17 protein-coding genes are annotated in these 16,970 nt (G+C 72.5%); 15 read left to right on the forward strand and 2 right to left on the reverse strand.

Features of this window, described 5'->3' with window-relative positions:
- Positions 1-58 precede the first annotated feature (58 nt).
- Both thrS and ABD308_RS03795 read left to right on the forward strand, forming a co-directional pair.
- On the forward strand, positions 59-2,038 hold the full coding sequence (gene thrS / locus ABD308_RS03790) for a threonine--tRNA ligase (protein ID WP_344325480.1): 1,980 nt from the start codon (positions 59-61) through the stop codon (positions 2,036-2,038).
- Positions 2,039-2,185: 147 nt separating this feature from the next.
- On the forward strand, positions 2,186-2,746 hold the full coding sequence (locus tag ABD308_RS03795; RefSeq protein WP_344325483.1) for an HIT family protein: 561 nt from the start codon (positions 2,186-2,188) through the stop codon (positions 2,744-2,746).
- Between the two features lie 62 nt (positions 2,747-2,808).
- On the opposite strand, the gene ABD308_RS03800 is transcribed toward ABD308_RS03795, so the two are convergent.
- Entirely contained in the window at positions 2,809-4,452 is a 1,644-nt protein-coding gene (locus ABD308_RS03800) for a hypothetical protein (RefSeq protein ID WP_344325486.1), read from the reverse strand.
- A 186-nt stretch (positions 4,453-4,638) separates the two neighbouring features.
- Here ABD308_RS03800 and ABD308_RS03805 point away from each other — a divergent pair, with 186 nt between their 5' ends.
- Positions 4,639-5,064 carry a thiol-disulfide oxidoreductase DCC family protein gene (locus tag ABD308_RS03805; protein ID WP_344325489.1) on the forward strand — a complete coding sequence of 142 codons (426 nt, stop codon included), beginning with the start codon at positions 4,639-4,641 and terminating at the stop codon, positions 5,062-5,064.
- Positions 5,065-5,082: 18 nt separating this feature from the next.
- On the opposite strand, the gene ABD308_RS03810 is transcribed toward ABD308_RS03805, so the two are convergent.
- On the reverse strand, positions 5,083-7,140 hold the full coding sequence (locus ABD308_RS03810; protein ID WP_344325492.1) for an elongation factor G-like protein EF-G2: 2,058 nt from the start codon (positions 7,138-7,140) through the stop codon (positions 5,083-5,085).
- 214 nt (positions 7,141-7,354) lie between these two features.
- Here ABD308_RS03810 and pgsA point away from each other — a divergent pair, with 214 nt between their 5' ends.
- The 12 genes from pgsA to yajC all read left to right on the forward strand — a co-directional run.
- The gene (gene pgsA / locus ABD308_RS03815; protein ID WP_344325495.1) at positions 7,355-8,002 is read left to right on the forward strand and encodes a phosphatidylinositol phosphate synthase; all 648 of its coding nucleotides are present in this window, start codon (positions 7,355-7,357) and stop codon (positions 8,000-8,002) included.
- A gap of 29 nt (positions 8,003-8,031) precedes the next feature.
- Entirely contained in the window at positions 8,032-9,018 is a 987-nt protein-coding gene (locus ABD308_RS03820; protein ID WP_344325498.1) for a phosphatidylinositol mannoside acyltransferase, read from the forward strand.
- A gap of 57 nt (positions 9,019-9,075) precedes the next feature.
- Complete coding sequence (locus tag ABD308_RS03825) at positions 9,076-10,257, forward strand: glycosyltransferase family 4 protein (RefSeq protein ID WP_344325501.1); 1,182 nt, start codon at positions 9,076-9,078, stop codon at positions 10,255-10,257.
- A gap of 76 nt (positions 10,258-10,333) precedes the next feature.
- Positions 10,334-10,702, forward strand: coding sequence for a 5-carboxymethyl-2-hydroxymuconate Delta-isomerase (locus ABD308_RS03830; RefSeq protein ID WP_344325504.1), 369 nt, complete (start codon positions 10,334-10,336; stop codon positions 10,700-10,702).
- Between the two features lie 74 nt (positions 10,703-10,776).
- Positions 10,777-11,277 carry a hypothetical protein gene (locus ABD308_RS03835; RefSeq protein ID WP_344325618.1) on the forward strand — a complete coding sequence of 167 codons (501 nt, stop codon included), beginning with the start codon at positions 10,777-10,779 and terminating at the stop codon, positions 11,275-11,277.
- 167 nt (positions 11,278-11,444) lie between these two features.
- Positions 11,445-12,356 carry a pyridoxal 5'-phosphate synthase lyase subunit PdxS gene (gene pdxS, locus ABD308_RS03840; RefSeq protein WP_344325507.1) on the forward strand — a complete coding sequence of 304 codons (912 nt, stop codon included), beginning with the start codon at positions 11,445-11,447 and terminating at the stop codon, positions 12,354-12,356.
- Between the two features lie 88 nt (positions 12,357-12,444).
- Positions 12,445-13,062, forward strand: coding sequence for a pyridoxal 5'-phosphate synthase glutaminase subunit PdxT (gene pdxT, locus ABD308_RS03845; RefSeq protein WP_344325510.1), 618 nt, complete (start codon positions 12,445-12,447; stop codon positions 13,060-13,062).
- Between the two features lie 78 nt (positions 13,063-13,140).
- A complete protein-coding gene (locus ABD308_RS03850; protein ID WP_049651428.1) occupies positions 13,141-13,899 on the forward strand; it encodes a YebC/PmpR family DNA-binding transcriptional regulator in 759 nt (252 codons plus the stop codon).
- 132 nt (positions 13,900-14,031) lie between these two features.
- Positions 14,032-14,580 (forward strand): crossover junction endodeoxyribonuclease RuvC, encoded by a 549-nt coding sequence (ruvC, locus tag ABD308_RS03855; RefSeq protein WP_344325519.1) that lies wholly within the window; start codon positions 14,032-14,034, stop codon positions 14,578-14,580.
- Positions 14,577-15,188 carry a Holliday junction branch migration protein RuvA gene (gene ruvA / locus ABD308_RS03860; protein WP_344325522.1) on the forward strand — a complete coding sequence of 204 codons (612 nt, stop codon included), beginning with the start codon at positions 14,577-14,579 and terminating at the stop codon, positions 15,186-15,188. Before ruvC ends, ruvA begins: the two co-directional genes overlap by 4 nt.
- Before the next feature lie 61 nt (positions 15,189-15,249).
- Positions 15,250-16,344 carry a Holliday junction branch migration DNA helicase RuvB gene (gene ruvB / locus ABD308_RS03865; RefSeq protein ID WP_344325525.1) on the forward strand — a complete coding sequence of 365 codons (1,095 nt, stop codon included), beginning with the start codon at positions 15,250-15,252 and terminating at the stop codon, positions 16,342-16,344.
- A gap of 272 nt (positions 16,345-16,616) precedes the next feature.
- The coding region (gene yajC, locus ABD308_RS03870) for a preprotein translocase subunit YajC (RefSeq protein ID WP_344325528.1) at positions 16,617-16,970 on the forward strand (354 nt) is incomplete at its 3' end.

Genomic DNA, 16,970 nt, shown 5'->3' on the forward strand with positions numbered 1-16,970 from the left:
CATCGTCAGGCGCAGCGCTGTGCTGCGTCCTCTGAATCCAGCACGTCAGGAGAGACCGGTGACGGACGTCCGGGTAATCATCAACCGCGAACCCGATCGGGAAGAGCGCGTGGTGACCACGGGCACTACGGCCGCCGAGCTCTTCGCCGACGACCGCTCGATCATCGCCGCCCGCGTCGGCGGCCAGCTCAAGGACCTCGCCCACGCCCTCCAGGACGGCGACGAGGTCGAGCCGGTCGTGATCTCCAGCCCGGACGGCCTCGACATCCTGCGCCACTCCACCGCGCACGTCATGGCCCAGGCCGTGCAGCAGCTCTTCCCCGAGGCCAAGCTCGGCATCGGCCCGCCGGTCAAGGACGGCTTCTACTACGACTTCGACGTCGAGAAGCCGTTCCACCCCGATGACCTCAAGGCCGTCGAGAAGAAGATGCAGGAGATCATCAAGCGCGGGCAGAGGTTCTCCCGCCGGGTGGTCACCGACGAGGCCGCCCGTGAGGAGCTGGCCGGCGAGCCGTACAAGCTGGAGCTGATCGGCCTCAAGGGCTCCGCCGCCACGGCCGGCGAGGGCGCGGACGTCGAGGTCGGCGCCGGCGAGCTCACCATCTACGACAACCTCGACGCCAAGAGCGGCGAGCTGTGCTGGGGCGACCTCTGCCGTGGCCCGCACCTGCCGTCGACCCGGATGATCCCGGCGTTCAAGATCATGCGCTCGGCCGCCGCCTACTGGCGCGGCAGCGAGAAGAACCCCATGCTCCAGCGTCTCTACGGCACCGCCTGGCCGAGCAAGGACGAGCTCAAGGCGCACCTGGAGTTCCTGGAGGAGGCCGCCAAGCGCGACCACCGCAAGCTCGGCAACGAGCTCGACCTCTTCTCCATCCCCGAGGAGATCGGCTCCGGCCTCGCCGTCTTCCACCCCAAGGGCGGCATCATCCGCCGCGCCATGGAGGACTACTCGCGCCGCCGGCACGAGGAGGAGGGCTACGAGTTCGTCTACACCCCGCACGCCACCAAGGGGAAGCTGTTCGAGAAGAGCGGCCACCTGGACTGGTACGCGGACGGTATGTACCCGCCCATGCAGCTCGACGAGGGCGTGGACTACTACCTCAAGCCGATGAACTGCCCGATGCACAACCTGATCTTCGACGCGCGTGGCCGCTCGTACCGTGAGCTGCCGCTGCGCCTGTTCGAGTTCGGCACGGTGTACCGGTACGAGAAGTCCGGCGTGGTGCACGGCCTGACCCGCGCCCGCGGCTTCACCCAGGACGACGCGCACATCTACTGCACCCGTGAGCAGATGGCGGACGAGCTCGACTCGACGCTGACCTTCGTGCTCAACCTGCTGCGCGACTACGGTCTGACCGACTTCTACCTGGAGCTGTCCACCAAGGACCCGGAGAAGTTCGTCGGCACCGACGACGCGTGGGAGGAGGCCACCGCCGTCCTCGCCGCCGTGGCCGAGAAGCAGGGCCTGCCGCTGGTCCCGGACCCGGGCGGCGCGGCCTTCTACGGCCCGAAGATCTCGGTGCAGGCGCGGGACGCCATCGGCCGTACCTGGCAGATGTCCACCATCCAGCTGGACTTCAACCTCCCCGAGCGCTTCGACCTGGAGTACACGGCGGCGGACGGCTCGCGTCAGCGGCCGGTCATGATCCACCGGGCGCTGTTCGGCTCGATCGAGCGCTTCTTCGCGGTGCTGCTGGAGCACTACGCCGGCGCGATGCCGCCGTGGCTGGCCCCGGTCACCGTGACCGGCATCCCGATCACCGACGAGCACGTGCCGTACCTGCTGGAGGTCGCGGCCGAGCTGAGGAAGCGCGGGATCCGGGTCGAGGTGGACACCTCGGACGACCGGATGCAGAAGAAGATCAGGAACGCCCAGCGGGCCAAGACGCCATTCATGCTGATCGCCGGCAACGACGACGTCGAGGCGGGCGCGGTCTCCTTCCGCTACCGCAACGGCGAGCAGAAGAACGGTGTCCCGGTGGCCGAGGCCGTCCAGGAGATCGTGGACGCGGTGGAGCGCCGGATCCAGGTTTGACGTTGCTCCCCGCGCTAGCGGGGGTGGTCCGGACGCTATCGGCCGGACGTGGCAGATGTGTACATCGTCCCCGCGTTCGCGGGGGTCGCGGGGCGGGCTCCTTGAGGAGTCCGCCCCGCGCGGCTTTGCAAGCACGGTTGGGCGAATATGCTGATCAGCATGACGACTGAGCCGGAACTGCAGCAGGGCGTCGGGGAGCCGGACGGCTTCCGCCGCCTGTGGACCCCCCATCGGATGGCCTACATCCAGGGCGAGAACAAGCCCACCGGCCCGGCTCCGGACGACGGCTGCCCGTTCTGCTCGATCCCGGCGCTGAGCGACGAGGACGGGCTGGTCGTCGCGCGCGGCGACACCGTGTACGCGGTGCTCAACCTGTACCCGTACAACGGCGGGCACCTCATGGTGGTCCCGTTCCGGCACGCGGCGGACTACACCGAGCTGGACGAGGCGGAGACGGCCGAGCTGGCGGTGTTCACCAAGAAGGCGATGACGGCGCTGCGCGCGGCCTCCGGCGCGCACGGCTTCAACATCGGCATGAACCAGGGCGCGGCGGCCGGTGCCGGCATCGCGGCCCACCTGCACCAGCACGTGGTGCCGCGCTGGGGCGGGGACACCAACTTCATGCCGGTGGTCGGCCACACCAAGGTGCTGCCGCAACTGCTGGCGGACACCCGGAAGATGCTGGCCGAGGCCTGGCCGCGGGGCTGACCCGCACAGCGGGGAGGGCCCCCGACGACCAGCGGGTCGTCGGGGCCCTCCGTCGTGTCCGGTCAGGCGTCGTACTGGTCGACCTTGAACGGCCGGTTGCCCTGGGCCTCGGCCTTGAGGCCGGCCGCGCGGCCCTTGAAGGCGCGCTCGGTGTCGAGGTCGTGCTCGGCGAGGAACTCCAGGGTGGCGGTGTGGACGGCGGCGAGCACCGGGTGGGAGGCGTTGAGCGCGTTGTCCGCCATGGTGCGGGTGCCCCAGGGCTGGCCGGCCCAGGTGTGCCGGAAGCCGAAGGGCTCGGGCAGGCCGAGGCCGCCGCCGAGCCAGGAGAGCAGGCCGGGCATCCGGTAGAAGGGGGCGCGGACGGCCTGCCGGACGACCTCGTCGTTGTCGATCAGCCGGAGCTTGACCGTGCGCTCCTCCCAGAACCGGAAGGTCTTGGCGACGGACTTCTCCTTGTCCTTGGGCTTGTCGCCGAAGAAGCCGTCGATGGGGCCGAGGGCGTAGCCGGCGACGGTGATGTTGAGGGTGTTGGCGAGCAGCACCACGGTGACGGTGAAGGTCAGGACGAGCTTGCCGTCGTGGGTGATGAACTGTGTGGCGAGGTAGTGCCGGGGGCCGCCGGCGAAGGTCTGCTTGTCGGCGATGGCCTGGACGGCGAAGTCACGCATGTGGTCGCCGTCCATGTCGGCGTTGCCGGGGCGGCTGATCTCGTCGGCGCTCTCGCCGACCTCCAGGACGACCCACTGCTTGACCCGGACGCCGGGCATGCCGCTGTTGGCGACCTCGCTGATGCCGAGCGACTTGAGGTGGCCGGAGATCTTGCGGACGAGGTCCCAGGGGTGGAACTGGCGGAAATCGATCTGGCCCTCGGCGGGGCGCAGGGTGTCGATGAGCTTCCACTCGCCCCAGCGTCGGCCGGCGCCGAGGATGCCCTTGGGGCCGGCGTAGTGCTGGACGTTGGTCTCCTGTTCGGAGTCCAGCCGGCCGAGTTTGGCGCGCAGGTCGGCGGCCTTCTTGTCGAGGTCGTCGCGGGGGACGGCCATCGGGACGGTGGCGGCGACGGCGTTGCCCTCGGCCAGCGAGAGCCAGCGGGCGCGCAGGTCGGCGGCGGTGCGTTCGACGATGCGCCGGGCCAGGAACCAGCCGATGACCGGCGCGAGCAGCACGACCCGCAGGTAGAGGCCGAGGATGCCGCCGGCCGGGGGCTTGATCGCGAGCAGCGCGGCGAGGCCGACGACGAGCGCCAGGACGACGGCGCCGTACGCGGCGGCGTTCTTGGGGTTGTCGCGCCTGAGCCAGGCGCGCAGCTGGAACGCGCCGAGCCACACCAGTGTGCCGGGCAGGCAGAGCAGCCCGGTGACGACGGAGACGGTGGACAGCTGCCGGTCGCGGGTGGTGCGGATCTCCTCGGCGGCGAGGCAGTGCTCGACGATCTGGCGGGTGTCGAGGCCGAAGGAGGGCACCAGGGGCTTGCGGTCGCCGCCGAGGGTGCGGGAGATGAGCGCCTTGCTCCAGGCCTCGCCGAAGTTGGGCGCGAAGAGGGCGAAGCGGCCCTTCTTGGCGGTGGTTCCGGCGAGTTTGCCGGCGCCCTCCTCCAGCGTGATGTCGCGGTACGCCACCGAGGAGATCGCCTGGGTGCCGGCGGTCTGCGGGCCGGCGTCGGTCCGGGGTATCTGCGCACCCGGGGTCATGTCGAGTGTGGTCACGGTGGCGTCCCCTCCTCCCCTTTGTCCTGCGGCAGGTTACCGTGCCGGGGCACCACCGCGGGCATGATCGTCTGAAGTGCCGTCACGAACGGGCCACGGTGGGCCCGTGGGGCATGATGCCCACGTTTCGGCTGTTCGACGCGCCCTGGTCGGGGGCCGGTGGGCGTCATGGTGCACGATGGCGGCATGACGAGCGGTGGGCTGACGGATCCGGTGCTGGTGTTCGACGGGGACTGCGGGTTCTGCACGACGTGCGCGACCTGGGGGGAGCGCTATCTGCGGCAGACGCTGGCGTCGGGGGGTTGGGAGGCGGTGCCGTTCCAGTTCGCGGACCTGGCGGAGCTGGACGCGGTGGCCGGGGGGCGCGGGGAGGTGTCCCGGGAGCGCGCGGAGCGCGAGGTGCTGTGGGTGACGCCGGCGGGCCGGGTGTACGGCGGGGCGCAGGCGGTGGCGCGGCTGCTGATGCGTTCGGGCGGGGTGTGGGCGTACCTGGGCGGGGTGCTGGCGCTGGCGCCGGTGCGGCCGGTGGCGGCGCTGGTGTACCGCTGGGTGGCGGTCAACCGGCACCGGATGCCGGGCGGCACGCCGGCCTGTGCGCTGCCGCGCCGCTGAGCCTGCTACCCGTGTCTCCTACCCGTCCCGGTCGGTGAAGCGGGCGGCGAGGGCGGCGGGCATGGGCTCGTGGCGCAGGTGGGCGCGGGTGAACTCGGCGGTGCCGTGGGTGAGGGAGCGCAGGTCGACGGCGTAGCGGGCGAGTTCGAGTTCGGGGACCTCGGCGCGCAGCAGGATGAGGCCGGGGCCGCCGGTCTCGGTGCCGAGGACGCGGCCGCGGCGGGCGGAGAGGTCGCCGAGGACGGCGCCGAGGTAGTCGTCGGGCAGCAGGACGCCGACGGCGGCGACGGGTTCGAGGAGCCGGATGACGGCGTGTTCGGCGGCGTCGCGCAGGGCGAGGGCGGCGGCGTTCTGGAAGGCGGAGTCGGAGGAGTCGACGGAGTGCGCCTTGCCGTCGGTGAGGGTGACCCGGATGTCGACGAGCGGGTGGCCGGTGGCGACGCCCTTGGCGAGTTGGGCGCGCACGCCCTTCTCGACGGAGGGGATGAAGTGCTTGGGGACGGCGCCGCCGACGACGTGTTCCTGGAACTCGAAGCCGGAGCCGGCGGGGAGCGGTTCGACCTCCAGGTCGCAGATGGCGTACTGGCCGTGGCCGCCGGACTGTTTGACGAGGCGGCCGTGGCCGGCGGCGGCGGTGCCGAAGGTCTCGCGCAGGGCGACCTTGTGCTCGACGGTGTCGACGTGGACGCCGTGGCGGTTGCGGAGCCGTTCGAGGACGGCCTCGGCGTGGGCCTCGCCGGTGCACCAGAGGACGAGCTGGTGGGTGTCGGGGTTCTGTTCGAGGCGTAGCGCGGGGTCCTCGGCGGCGAGCCGGGAGAGGGCCTGGGAGAGCTTGTCGTCGTCGGCCTTGCTGTGGGCTTCGACGGCGACGGGGAGCAGGGGTTCGGGGAGGGTCCAGGTGTCGAGTTCGGCGCTGTGGCCGGGTTCCTGGACGGTGTCGCCGGCGCGGGCGGTGGTGAGTTTGGCGGCGCAGACGAGGTCGCCGGCGACGGCGTGCGGGACGGGCCGCTGGAGTTTGCCGAAGGGGCTGGTGAGGCCGGTGACGCGTTCCTCGGCGTCCTGGTCGGCGGGGTGCCCGGGGCCGGTGAGGCGGATGCGGGTGTCGGGGCGCAGGGTGCCGGCGTAGAGGCGCAGCAGGCTGACGCGGCCGACGTAGGCGTCGCCGGTGACGCGGACGACCTGGGCGGCGAGGGGGCCGTCGGGGTCGCAGTCGGGGGCGGGGCGGGTGCGTTCGGCGGGGGTCGGGAAGGTGGTGGTGATGAGGTCGAGGAGTTCGGTGGCGCCGAGGCCGTGCTCGCTGGTGGGCACGGCGGGGTGGAGGGCGCAGGCGAGGACCTCGCGGCGCATGCCGGCTTCGAGGGAGTCGGTGTCGGGGGTGTCGCCGGTGAGGTACTGCTCCATCAGGGTGTCGTCCTGGCCGGCGATGGCCTCGACGAGGCTTTCGCGGGCGGGGGCGGTGTCGGGCAGGGGGTCGGCCTGGCCGTAGGTGTGGCCGGTGAGGAGGTCGACGCTGCCGTCGGGGCGACCGTCGTGGTGGACGGGCAGGAAGAGCGGGCGCAGGGTGTCGGGGCCGAGGCCGAAGGCGTCGTGGCAGGCGGTGAGGATGTCGTCGAGGCTGCCGCGGGCGATGTCGAGTTTGGCGACGGCGATGGCGCGGGGGATGTTCTCGGCGGCGCACTCGCGCCACAGGGCGCGGGTGGGGGCGGTGACCGGATCGGTGGCGGAGACGACGAAGACGGCGGCGTCGGCGGCGTGGAGGGCGGCGCGCAGGTCGGCGGCGAAGTCGGGGTGGCCGGGCGGGTCGATCAGGTTGATCTTGGTGCCGCGCCATTCGAGGGGGAGCACGGAGAGCTGGACGGAGCGCTGCTGCTGGTGCTCGATGGGTTCGTGGTCGGAGACGGTGGTGCCGTCGGCGACCTTGCCGGGGCGGCCGACGGCGCCGGCGGCGTGGGCGAGGGACTCGGCGAGCGTTGTCTTGCCCACGCCGGCGCAGCCGATGAGGACGACGTTGCGCAGGTCGCCCGGTCCGGCGACGGCGGGGGCCTGGCCGGCTCTGGCGGTGCTGCGGTCGGGCATCGGGGTCTCCTCCCGTCGCGCCGAGGCTGTCGGTGAAAGTCTAGGGGCGGAGGCTTCCGGGGGCGCGCGACGGCATGCGGGGGTGGCGGGTGGGCGGGGGAGGTCGGCGGGCGTGGCTACCATGGGTGCGCCGGGTGGGCTGATCCGCCCGGTCGTCTGCCGCGCACTCTGGCCGCAGGCGGGTACCAGGGAGATCGGAGCGGTCGGGAAGGCCATGCTCAACAAATACGCGCGTGCCTTCTTCACACGTGTCCTGACCCCGTTCGCCGCGTTCCTCATCCGTCTGGGTGTGAGTCCGGACACCGTGACGCTGGTCGGTACGGCCGGTTCGGTGGCGGGTGCGCTGGTGTTCTTCCCGCGTGGGGAGTTCTTCTGGGGCACCATCACGATCACGCTGTTCATCTTCTCGGACCTGGTGGACGGGAACATGGCGCGCCAGCTGGGTCGGACCTCGAAGTGGGGGGCGTTCCTGGACTCGACGCTGGACCGGGTCGCGGACGCGGCGATCTTCGGCGGTATCGCCATGTGGTACGCGGGCAAGGGCGACAACAACCTGCTGTGCGCGGTGGCGGTGTTCTGCCTGGCGAGCGGGCTGGTGGTGTCGTACACCAAGGCGCGGGCCGAGAGCCAGGGGCTGCCGTGCGACGTGTCGGGGCTGGTGGAGCGGGCCGAGCGGCTGGTGATCAGCCTGGTGGCGGCCGGTGTGGCGGGCCTGCAGACGTTCGGCGTGCCGTACGTGGAGTGGCTGCTGCCGGTGGCGCTGTGGCTGGTGGCGGCCGGCAGTCTGGTGACGGTGTTCCAGCGGATGCTGACGGTGCGCCGTGAGGCGTTCGAGGCGGACCGCGTGGCGGCCGGGAACTGAGAGGGGGCGGTCCCGCGGTGGAGGACCGAATGGTGGACCGGTTGGTGTACACGGCGTACGCGGCGGGCTGGGGGGCGCTCAAGCACCTGCCCGAGCCGGCCGCGCGGGCGCTGTTCGACCGGCTGGCGGATTCGGCGTGGCGGCGGCGCGGCAAGCGGGTGCTGCAGTTGGAGGCGAACCTGCTGCGGGTGTGCCCGGAGGCGGACGAGGCCCGGCTGCGGGAGCTGTCGCGGGCGGGCATGCGCTCGTACATGCGGTACTGGCAGGAGTCGTTCCGGCTGCCGGTGTGGGGCCGCGGACGGGTGCTGCGGGACGTCCGGGTGGACGGCTTCGAGCACGTGCGGGAGGCGCTGGAGTCCGGGCGAGGCGTGGTGGCCGCGCTGCCGCACATGGCGAACTGGGACCTGGCGGGCGCCTGGGTGGCGACCCGGGGGTACCCGTTCACGACGGTGGCGGAGCGGTTGAAGCCGGAGCGGCTGTTCGACCGGTTCGTGGCGTTCCGGGAGAGCCTGGGCATGGAGGTGCTGGCGCTGACCGGCGGCTCGGTGAGCGTGGTCGGCACACTGGCGCGCCGGCTGCGGGCCGGGGGCCTGGTCTGCCTGGTGGGGGACCGGGACCTGTCGGAGGCGGGCATCGAGGTGTCGTTCTTCGGTGAGGCGACCCGGATGCCGGCCGGTCCGGCCGCGCTGTGCCAGCGGACCGGGGCGGCGCTGCTGCCGGTGTCGCTCTGGTACGAGGGGCGGACCATGCGGGCGCGGGTGCACCCGGAGGTCGAGGTGCCGGCGGAGGGCGACCGGGCGGAGAAGACCCGGGCGATGACGCAGGCGATGGCCGGGGTGTGGGAGGCGGCGATCCGGGAGCACCCCGAGGACTGGCACATGCTGCAGCGCTTCTGGCTGGCCGACCTCCCGGCCCGTGGCACGGTGGAGACGGGGCCGCAGGCCGCCGGCGCCGCCCGTCGGGCCGTCCCGGAGCCCGCCGCCGGGGAGCGGGCGGCCGAGGCCTCGGGGGCCTGAGGCCGCGGCCTTCCCGCCCCCACTGTCCGCACCGCCCGCAGGATTTCGAGGAGACCCGTGAAGATCGGCATCGTCTGCCCGTACGACTGGGACGTCCCCGGAGGCGTGCAGTTCCACATCCGGGACCTCGCCGAGCACCTGATCGGCCTGGGCCACGAGGTGTCGGTGCTGGCGCCGGCCGAGGACGACGAGGCGCTGCCGCCGTACGTGGTGTCGGCGGGCCGGGCGGTGGCGGTGCCGTACAACGGCTCGGTGGCGCGGCTGAGCTTCGGGATCCTGTCGGCGGCCCGGGTGCGGCGGTGGCTGCACGAGGGCCGGTTCGACATCCTGCACGTGCACGAGCCGGCGTCGCCGAGCCTGTCCATGCTGGCGGCGTGGTCGGCCTCGGGGCCGATGGTGGGCACCTTCCACACCTCGAACCCGCGCTCGCGGGCGATGATCGCGGCCTCGCCGATCCTGCAGCCGGGGCTGGAGAAGATGCGGGCGCGGATCGCGGTGAGCGAGTACGCGCGGCGCACCCTGGTGGAGCACCTGGGCGGCGACGCGGTGGTGATCCCCAACGGCGTGGACGTCGGGTTCTTCGCGGGGGCGGAGCCGGACGAGCGCTGGACCGGCGGGGCGGCCGAGGGGCGGCCGGGGACGATCGGCTTCATCGGCCGGATCAACGAGCCGCGCAAGGGGCTGCCGACGCTGCTGGCGGCGCTGCCGCGGATCCTCGCGGAGCGGCCCGGGGTGCGGCTGCTGGTGGCGGGCAAGGGCGACGAGGAGGAGGCCGTCGCCGGGCTGGCGCCGGAGGTCCGCGCGCGGGTGGAGTTCCTGGGCATGGTGAGCGACCGGGACAAGGCCCGGCTGCTGCGCAGCGTGGACCTGTACGTGGCGCCGAACACCGGGGGCGAGAGCTTCGGGATCATCCTGGTCGAGGCGATGTCGGCGGGGGCGCCGGTGCTGGCCAGCGACCTGGACGCGTTCAAGCAGGTGCTGGACGGCGGGGACGCGGGGGAGCTGTTCCCGGTGGAGGACGCGGACGCGCTGGCGCGTGCGGCGGTGCGGCTGCTGGGGGACCCGGCGCGGCTGGAGGAGCTGCGCGAGGCGGCGTCCCGGCACGTGCGGCGGTTCGACTGGTCGACGGTGGGCGCGGACATCCTGGCCGTCTACGAGACGGTGACGGCGGGCGAGGCCGCGGTGGTGGAGGACGAGCGCAGCGGTCGGCGCGGCCGGTTCGGGCTGGCCCGGGACTGACCCGCCCGGGCGCGGTTAGAGTCGGACGGTTCTCCCGTCCGCGCTCCCGCGTTCGTCCCGACACCTGGAGGCCCCGATGCCGCAGATCTCCGTCGACTACTCCCCGAGCCTGGCCGGCTCCTTCGACCGCCGTGAGCTGGGCGTGGCGATCAACCGGCTGGCGGTGGAGACCATCGCCGCCGAGCCCGAGGGCTGCAAGACGATCTTCCGGGCGACCGACCCGGAGGTCGTGGTGGCCTTCGGGGAGCGCCCCGAGGCGCAGGTGTTCGTGCAGTTCCAGATCTTCCCGGGGCGCAGCCCGGAAGCGAAGTCGGCGCTCACCGAGGGGGTGCTGGCGCTGCTGGCGGAGCGGTTGAAGCCGGTGCCGGGGGAGCGGCTGCACCTGGCGGTGGACGTGCGCGACATCGACCGCGAGGCCTACCGCAACACCGCCATAGAGGGGTGAACCGGGGGCACCCGGTAGCGTAGCGCCCCGTGACTACCTGGATCTGGGCCGGCGTGGCCGTGGTGCTGTTCGGCATGTACCTGAGTTGGACGGCCGGAAGGCTGGACCGGCTGCACGCCCGGATCGACGCCGCCCGCGCGGCGCTGGACGCGCAGCTGGTCCGCCGGGCGTCGGTGGCGATGGAACTGGCGACGTCCTCGCTGCTGGACCCGGCGGCGTCGCTGCTGCTGCTGGACGCGGCGCACGCGGCGCGGCAGGCGGAGGACGAGCAACGCGAGGTGGCGGAGAGCCAGTTGAGCCTGGCGCTGCGGGCGGTGTTCGCGGAGCCGGAGCAGGTGGCGGCGCTGGTGGCGGAGCCGGGCGGCGAGGACGCGGTGCGGGACCTGACGGCGGCGGTGCGGCGGGTGCCGATGGCGCGGCGGTTCCACAACGACGCGGTGCGGGCGGCGCGGGCGGTGCGTGAGCACCGGCTGGTGCGGTACTTCCGGCTGGCGGGCAAGGCGCCGTTCCCGATGGCCTTCGAGATGGACGACGCGCCGCCGTCGGCGCTCACCCCGGAGGGCGCGCCCGCGTAGCGCGGCCGGTCCGTGGTGAGGGTGGTCACGTGCCGTGACGGCGTGCCCGGATACGGCCTCTTTGTCGTAACCCGTCGGACGGGCTGGACTTGGTGGCGCATGGAGGCCCGGTTCCTTCCGCCTACCATAGGGCGATAGCACTGGTTCATCTTCGAGTGAGGTCTCACGTGTCCACCACCCCCACCACCGCAGACCAGCCGCAGATCGGCACCGCCCGGGTGAAGCGCGGCATGGCCGAGCAGCTCAAGGGCGGTGTGATCATGGACGTGGTCAACGCCGAGCAGGCCAAGATCGCCGAGGACGCCGGCGCTGTGGCCGTCATGGCCCTGGAGCGGGTGCCGGCCGACATCCGCAAGGACGGCGGCGTGGCGCGCATGTCGGACCCGAACATGATCGAGGAGATCATCGAGGCGGTCTCGATCCCGGTCATGGCCAAGTCCCGCATCGGCCACTTCGTCGAGGCCCAGGTTCTGCAGTCGCTGGGTGTCGACTACATCGACGAGTCCGAGGTGCTGACCCCGGCCGACGAGGTCAACCACTCCGACAAGTGGGCCTTCACCACCCCCTTCGTCTGCGGTGCCACCAACCTGGGCGAGGCGCTGCGCCGCATCGCGGAGGGTGCGGCCATGATCCGCTCCAAGGGCGAGGCCGGCACCGGCAACGTCGTCGAGGCGGTCCGCCACCTGCGCCAGATCAAGAACGAGATCGCCAAGCTGCGCGGCTTCGACAACAACGAGCTGTTCGCCGCCGCCAAGGAGCTGCGCGCCCCGTACGAGCTGGTCAAGGAGGTCGCCGAGCTCGGCAAGCTGCCGGTCGTGCTGTTCTCCGCCGGTGGCGTGGCCACCCCGGCCGACGCCGCGCTGATGCGCCAGCTGGGTGCCGAGGGCGTCTTCGTCGGCTCGGGCATCTTCAAGTCGGGCGACCCGGCCAAGCGTGCCGCCGCGATCGTCAAGGCCACCACCTTCTTCGACGACCCGAAGATCATCGCCGACGCCTCCCGCAACCTGGGCGAGGCCATGGTCGGCATCAACTGCGACACCCTGCCGGAGAGCGAGCGGTACGCCAACCGCGGCTGGTAATGCGCCTTGGACGGCCCGCCGCGCGGTGAGATCATCGGCGCGGCGGGCCGCCGTGCGTCGTCCGTTCGAGAGTCAAGAGGTACGAGAAGTGTCCACTCCAGTCATCGGCGTCCTCGCCCTTCAGGGTGACGTCCGCGAGCACCTGATCGCGCTGGCCGAGGCCGACGCGCTGGCCCGCCCGGTCCGCCGCCCGGAGGAGCTGGCCGAGGTCGACGCACTGGTGATCCCCGGCGGGGAGTCCACCACGATGTCCAAGCTGGCGCTGCTGTTCGGCGTGATGCACCCGCTGCGCGAGCGGGTCGCCGCCGGCATGCCGGTGTACGGGACCTGCGCCGGCATGATCATGCTGGCGGACAAGATCCTGGACGGCCGCGAGGACCAGGAGACGGTGGGCGGCATCGACATGACGGTGCGCCGCAACGCCTTCGGCCGCCAGAACGAGTCCTTCGAGTCCGGCGTCGCCTTCCAGGGCCTGGACGACGCCCCGGTGCACGGCGTGTTCATCCGCGCCCCCTGGGTGGAGTCGGTCGGCGCGGGCGTCGAGGTGCTGGCCGAGCTGCCCGCCGCCGACGGCCCGGACAGCCGGATCGTGGCGGTCCGCCAGGGCAACCTGCTGGCCACCTCGTTCCACCCCGAGCTCACCGGCGACCACCGGGTGCACGCCTACTTCGTGCGGATGGCCGAGGAGCACCTCGCCGCCGTGTGACCGTGTGCGGTCGGGCGGCTGCCGCACCGGTAAGATCTCATCTGTTCATTTCCCTTTGGCGACGTAAAGGAGCTGGCGATGTCCGGCCACTCTAAGTGGGCTACCACCAAGCACAAGAAGGCCGTGATCGACGCCAAGCGCGGCAAGCTCTTCGCCAAGATGATCAAGAACATCGAGGTGGCGGCGCGCACCGGCGGCCCCGACCCGGCCGGCAACCCGACGCTCTACGACGCCATCCAGAAGGCCAAGAAGAGCTCGGTCCCGATCGACAACATCAACCGCGCGGTCAAGCGCGGTGGCGGCCTGGAGGCCGGCGGGGCCGACTACCAGACGATCATGTACGAGGGCTACGGCCCGAACGGCGTCGCGGTGCTCATCGAGTGCCTCACCGACAACCGCAACCGCGCCGCCTCCGACGTGCGCGTGGCGATGACCCGCAACGGCGGCTCGATGGCCGACCCGGGCTCGGTGTCCTACCTGTTCACCCGCAAGGGCGTCGTCATCGTCCCCAAGGCGGACGGCGTGGACGAGGACAAGCTCTTCGAGGTCGTCCTGGACCAGGAGCCCGAGGAGATCAACGACCTCGGCGACTCGTTCGAGATCGTCTCCGAGGCCTCCAAGATGGTCGCGGTCCGCACCGCCCTGGTGGACGCCGGCGTCGACTACGACTCGGCCGAGGCCAACTTCCTGCCGAGCATGCAGGTCGAGCTGGACGTCGACGGCGCCCGCAAGATCCTGAAGCTGATCGACGCCCTGGAGGACAGCGACGACGTGCAGAACGTCTTCGCCAACTTCGACATCAGCGACGAGGTCGGTGCGCAGCTCGACGCCGAGTGATCGTGCCCCCTCCCGGCCCGGCGGTCCCCAGGACCGCCGGGCCGGTGTCGTTCGGGGCGCTGTCGGTGGCGGGGGGTAGCCTTCGCAGGTCGGGTCACTGGTGGGCGAATCACAGAGGGGCGGGAAGACGTGGTGCGGGTGCTGGGTGTCGACCCGGGGCTGACCAGGTGCGGGGTCGGCGTGGTCGAGGGCGCGCCGGGCCGGCCGCTGCGGATGGCCGGGGTCGGCGTGGTGCGCACCCCCGCCGAGGCGGAGATCGGGCAGCGGCTGCTGCTGGTCGAGCAGGGCCTGGAGGCCTGGCTGGACGAGCACCGGCCCGACCTGGTGGCCGTCGAGCGGGTCTTCGCCCAGCACAACGTCCGCACGGTGATGGGCACCGCGCAGGCCAGCGCGGTGGCGATGCTCTGCGCGACCCGGCGCGGCATACCGGTCACCCTGCACACCCCGAGCGAGGTCAAGGCCGCCGTCACCGGCTCGGGCCGGGCCGACAAGGCGCAGGTCACCGCCATGGTGCAGCGGCTGCTGCGGCTCGACGCGCCACCGAAGCCGGCCGACGCCGCCGACGCGCTGGCGCTGGCCATCTGCCACATCTGGCGCGGCGGCGCCGCCAACCGCCTGGAGGCCGCGGTCCGGGCGGCCCGTACCACCTCCCCGCAGGGCCTGAAAGGAACCACCCGATGATCGCCTTCGTGCAAGGACCCGTGGCCGCGCTGTCCGGCGGTATCGCGGTGGTCGAGGTCGGCGGGGTCGGCATGGCCGTGCAGTGCACCCCGAACACGCTGGCCGGCCTGCGGCTGGGGGAGCCGGCCCGGCTGGCGACCTCGCTGGTGGTCCGGGAGGACTCGCTGACCCTGTTCGGCTTCGCGGACGACGACGAGCGGGGGGTCTTCGAGATCCTCCAGGCGGCGCCCGGCGTCGGCCCGAAGCTGGCGCAGGCCATCCTCGGTGTGCACAGCCCCGACGCGCTGCGCCTCGCGGTGGCGAACGGCGACGAGAAGGCGCTGGTGGCGGTGCCCGGCATCGGCAAGGCCAAGGCCGCCAAGCTGCTGCTGGAGTACAAGGACAAGCTGGGCGCCCCGCACGGCGCGGTCCCGGCGCAGAAGCCGGTCGCCACCGGGCCGGCGCCGTGGAGCGAGCAGCTGCACTCCGCGCTGGTCGGCCTCGGTTACGCGCCCCGCGAGGCGGACGAGGCGGTCGCCGCCGTCACCCCGGAGGCCGAGGCGCAGCCGGTGCCCGACGTCGGCGCGCTGCTGCGCCTGGCGCTGCGCGGACTCAACCGTTCTCGCTGAAGCCATCTGACGACCTGTCCTTTTGTCGACACCGTCGACACCGATCCGGGAGCCGCCTCCGATGAGCCCGTACGACTCCGAGCCCGCCGACCGGCTGGTGACCGCCGCCGCCGACGGTGAGGACCAGGCCGTCGAGGCGGCGCTGCGCCCCCGGCAGCTGGACGAGTTCATCGGCCAGGAGCGGGTGCGCGAGCAGCTGTCGCTGGTGCTCCAGGCGGCCCGCCAGCGCGGCGCCGCCCCCGACCACGTGCTGCTCAGCGGCCCGCCCGGGCTCGGCAAGACGACCCTTTCGATGATCATCGCGGCCGAGCTGGGCGCCCCGATCCGGATCACCTCGGGCCCGGCGATCCAGCACGCGGGCGACCTCGCGGCGATCCTCTCCTCGCTCGGCGAGGGCGAGGTGCTGTTCCTCGACGAGATCCACCGGATGTCCCGGCCCGCCGAGGAGATGCTCTACATGGCGATGGAGGACTTCCGGGTCGACGTGATCGTCGGCAAGGGGCCGGGGGCGACCGCCATCCCGCTGGAGCTGCCGCCGTTCACCCTGGTCGGCGCGACCACCCGGGCCGGCCTGCTGCCGCCGCCGCTGCGCGACCGGTTCGGCTTCACCGGGCACATGGAGTTCTACGCGCCCGCCGAGCTGGAGCGGGTGGTGCACCGTTCGGCCGCGCTGCTGGACGTGGAGATAGACCCGGCCGGCGCCGCCGAGATCGCCGGCCGCTCCCGGGGCACGCCGCGGATCGCCAACCGGCTGCTGCGCCGGGTCCGCGACTACGCGCAGGTGCGGCACGACGGCGTGGTCACCTCCGCGATCGCGGGCCAGGCGCTGGACGTCTACGAGGTGGACGCCCGTGGTCTGGACCGGCTGGACCGGGCGGTGCTGGACGCGCTGCTGCGGCTGTTCGGCGGGGGCCCGGTCGGCCTGTCGACCCTGGCGGTCGCGGTGGGGGAGGAGGCCGAGACGGTCGAGGAGGTCGCCGAGCCGTTCCTGGTCCGCGAGGGGCTGCTGGCCCGTACGCCGCGCGGGCGGATCGCCACCGCCGCGGCCTGGGCGCACCTGGGACTCACTCCTCCGGCCCAGCCCGGACGCGGCGCCGCGCCCGCCCAGCAGGGCCTTTTCGCCCCGGACGGGGAGGCCGCCGGGGAGCGCGGCTGACGACGCGCCGTCACGCTGGGCCGAACGGGTGAGGGCGGAGCGTGTGCGGACCATGCGGGCCCGCCGCCGGGGCGCCCGTGGAAGCCGGGGACGAGGTCCGGGGAAACAGTGCAGGCGGAGGGTCGCCACTTTCGGCGGCAGGATGCGATGCTTGGCGTTGTCCGATCAGTTCGGGGTCCCCTAGACTCCGCCGGACCGCCCCTCTCACCCGACGGGACGACCCATTACCACACAGGCCGCCGGCCGGCGGCCCGTAAAGGACCCTGGCTGCAGTGAACCTCATCATCCTTCTCCTCCCGATCCTCGCAATCGTGCTCATGTTCCGGGCGCAGAAGAAGCGCCAGCAGGCGATGCAGCAGATGCAGACGGCGCTGGAGCCGGGTGCGGGCGTCCGGACCATCGGTGGCCTGTACGCGAAGGTGAAGTCGATCAACGACGAGACCGTCGAGCTGGAGATCGCGCCGGGCGTGGTCACCCACTTCACCAAGAGCGCGATCGCCGCGGTCCTGGAGCCCGCCGAGTACGACGCGATCATCAACGGTCGTCAGGACGAGGCCGAGGGGGTCGACGCCGCGGACGAGGACGCCGAGGTCGAGGCCGCGTCGGCCGACGCGCAGCCGCCGTCG

It is taken from the genome of Kitasatospora putterlickiae (genome assembly GCF_039527695.1).
In the GTDB taxonomy this organism is placed as follows: domain Bacteria; phylum Actinomycetota; class Actinomycetes; order Streptomycetales; family Streptomycetaceae; genus Kitasatospora; species Kitasatospora putterlickiae.

What these genes read in the sequence shown, in the direction of transcription:
- ruvB (WP_344325525.1), top strand. Translation starts at nt 15,250, where the DNA reads ATGAGCCCGTACGACTCCGAGCCCGCCGACCGGCTGGTGACCGCCGCC.
- ABD308_RS03795 (WP_344325483.1), top strand. Translation starts at nt 2,186, where the DNA reads ATGCTGATCAGCATGACGACTGAGCCGGAACTGCAGCAGGGCGTCGGG.
- ABD308_RS03830 (WP_344325504.1), top strand. Translation starts at nt 10,334, where the DNA reads ATGCCGCAGATCTCCGTCGACTACTCCCCGAGCCTGGCCGGCTCCTTC.
- ABD308_RS03810 (WP_344325492.1), bottom strand. Translation starts at nt 7,140, where the DNA reads ATGCCCGACCGCAGCACCGCCAGAGCCGGCCAGGCCCCCGCCGTCGCC.
- ruvA (WP_344325522.1), top strand. Translation starts at nt 14,577, where the DNA reads ATGATCGCCTTCGTGCAAGGACCCGTGGCCGCGCTGTCCGGCGGTATC.
- ABD308_RS03835 (WP_344325618.1), top strand. Translation starts at nt 10,777, where the DNA reads ATGTACCTGAGTTGGACGGCCGGAAGGCTGGACCGGCTGCACGCCCGG.
- ABD308_RS03850 (WP_049651428.1), top strand. Translation starts at nt 13,141, where the DNA reads ATGTCCGGCCACTCTAAGTGGGCTACCACCAAGCACAAGAAGGCCGTG.
- ABD308_RS03805 (WP_344325489.1), top strand. Translation starts at nt 4,639, where the DNA reads ATGACGAGCGGTGGGCTGACGGATCCGGTGCTGGTGTTCGACGGGGAC.
- pgsA (WP_344325495.1), top strand. Translation starts at nt 7,355, where the DNA reads ATGCTCAACAAATACGCGCGTGCCTTCTTCACACGTGTCCTGACCCCG.
- ABD308_RS03820 (WP_344325498.1), top strand. Translation starts at nt 8,032, where the DNA reads ATGGTGGACCGGTTGGTGTACACGGCGTACGCGGCGGGCTGGGGGGCG.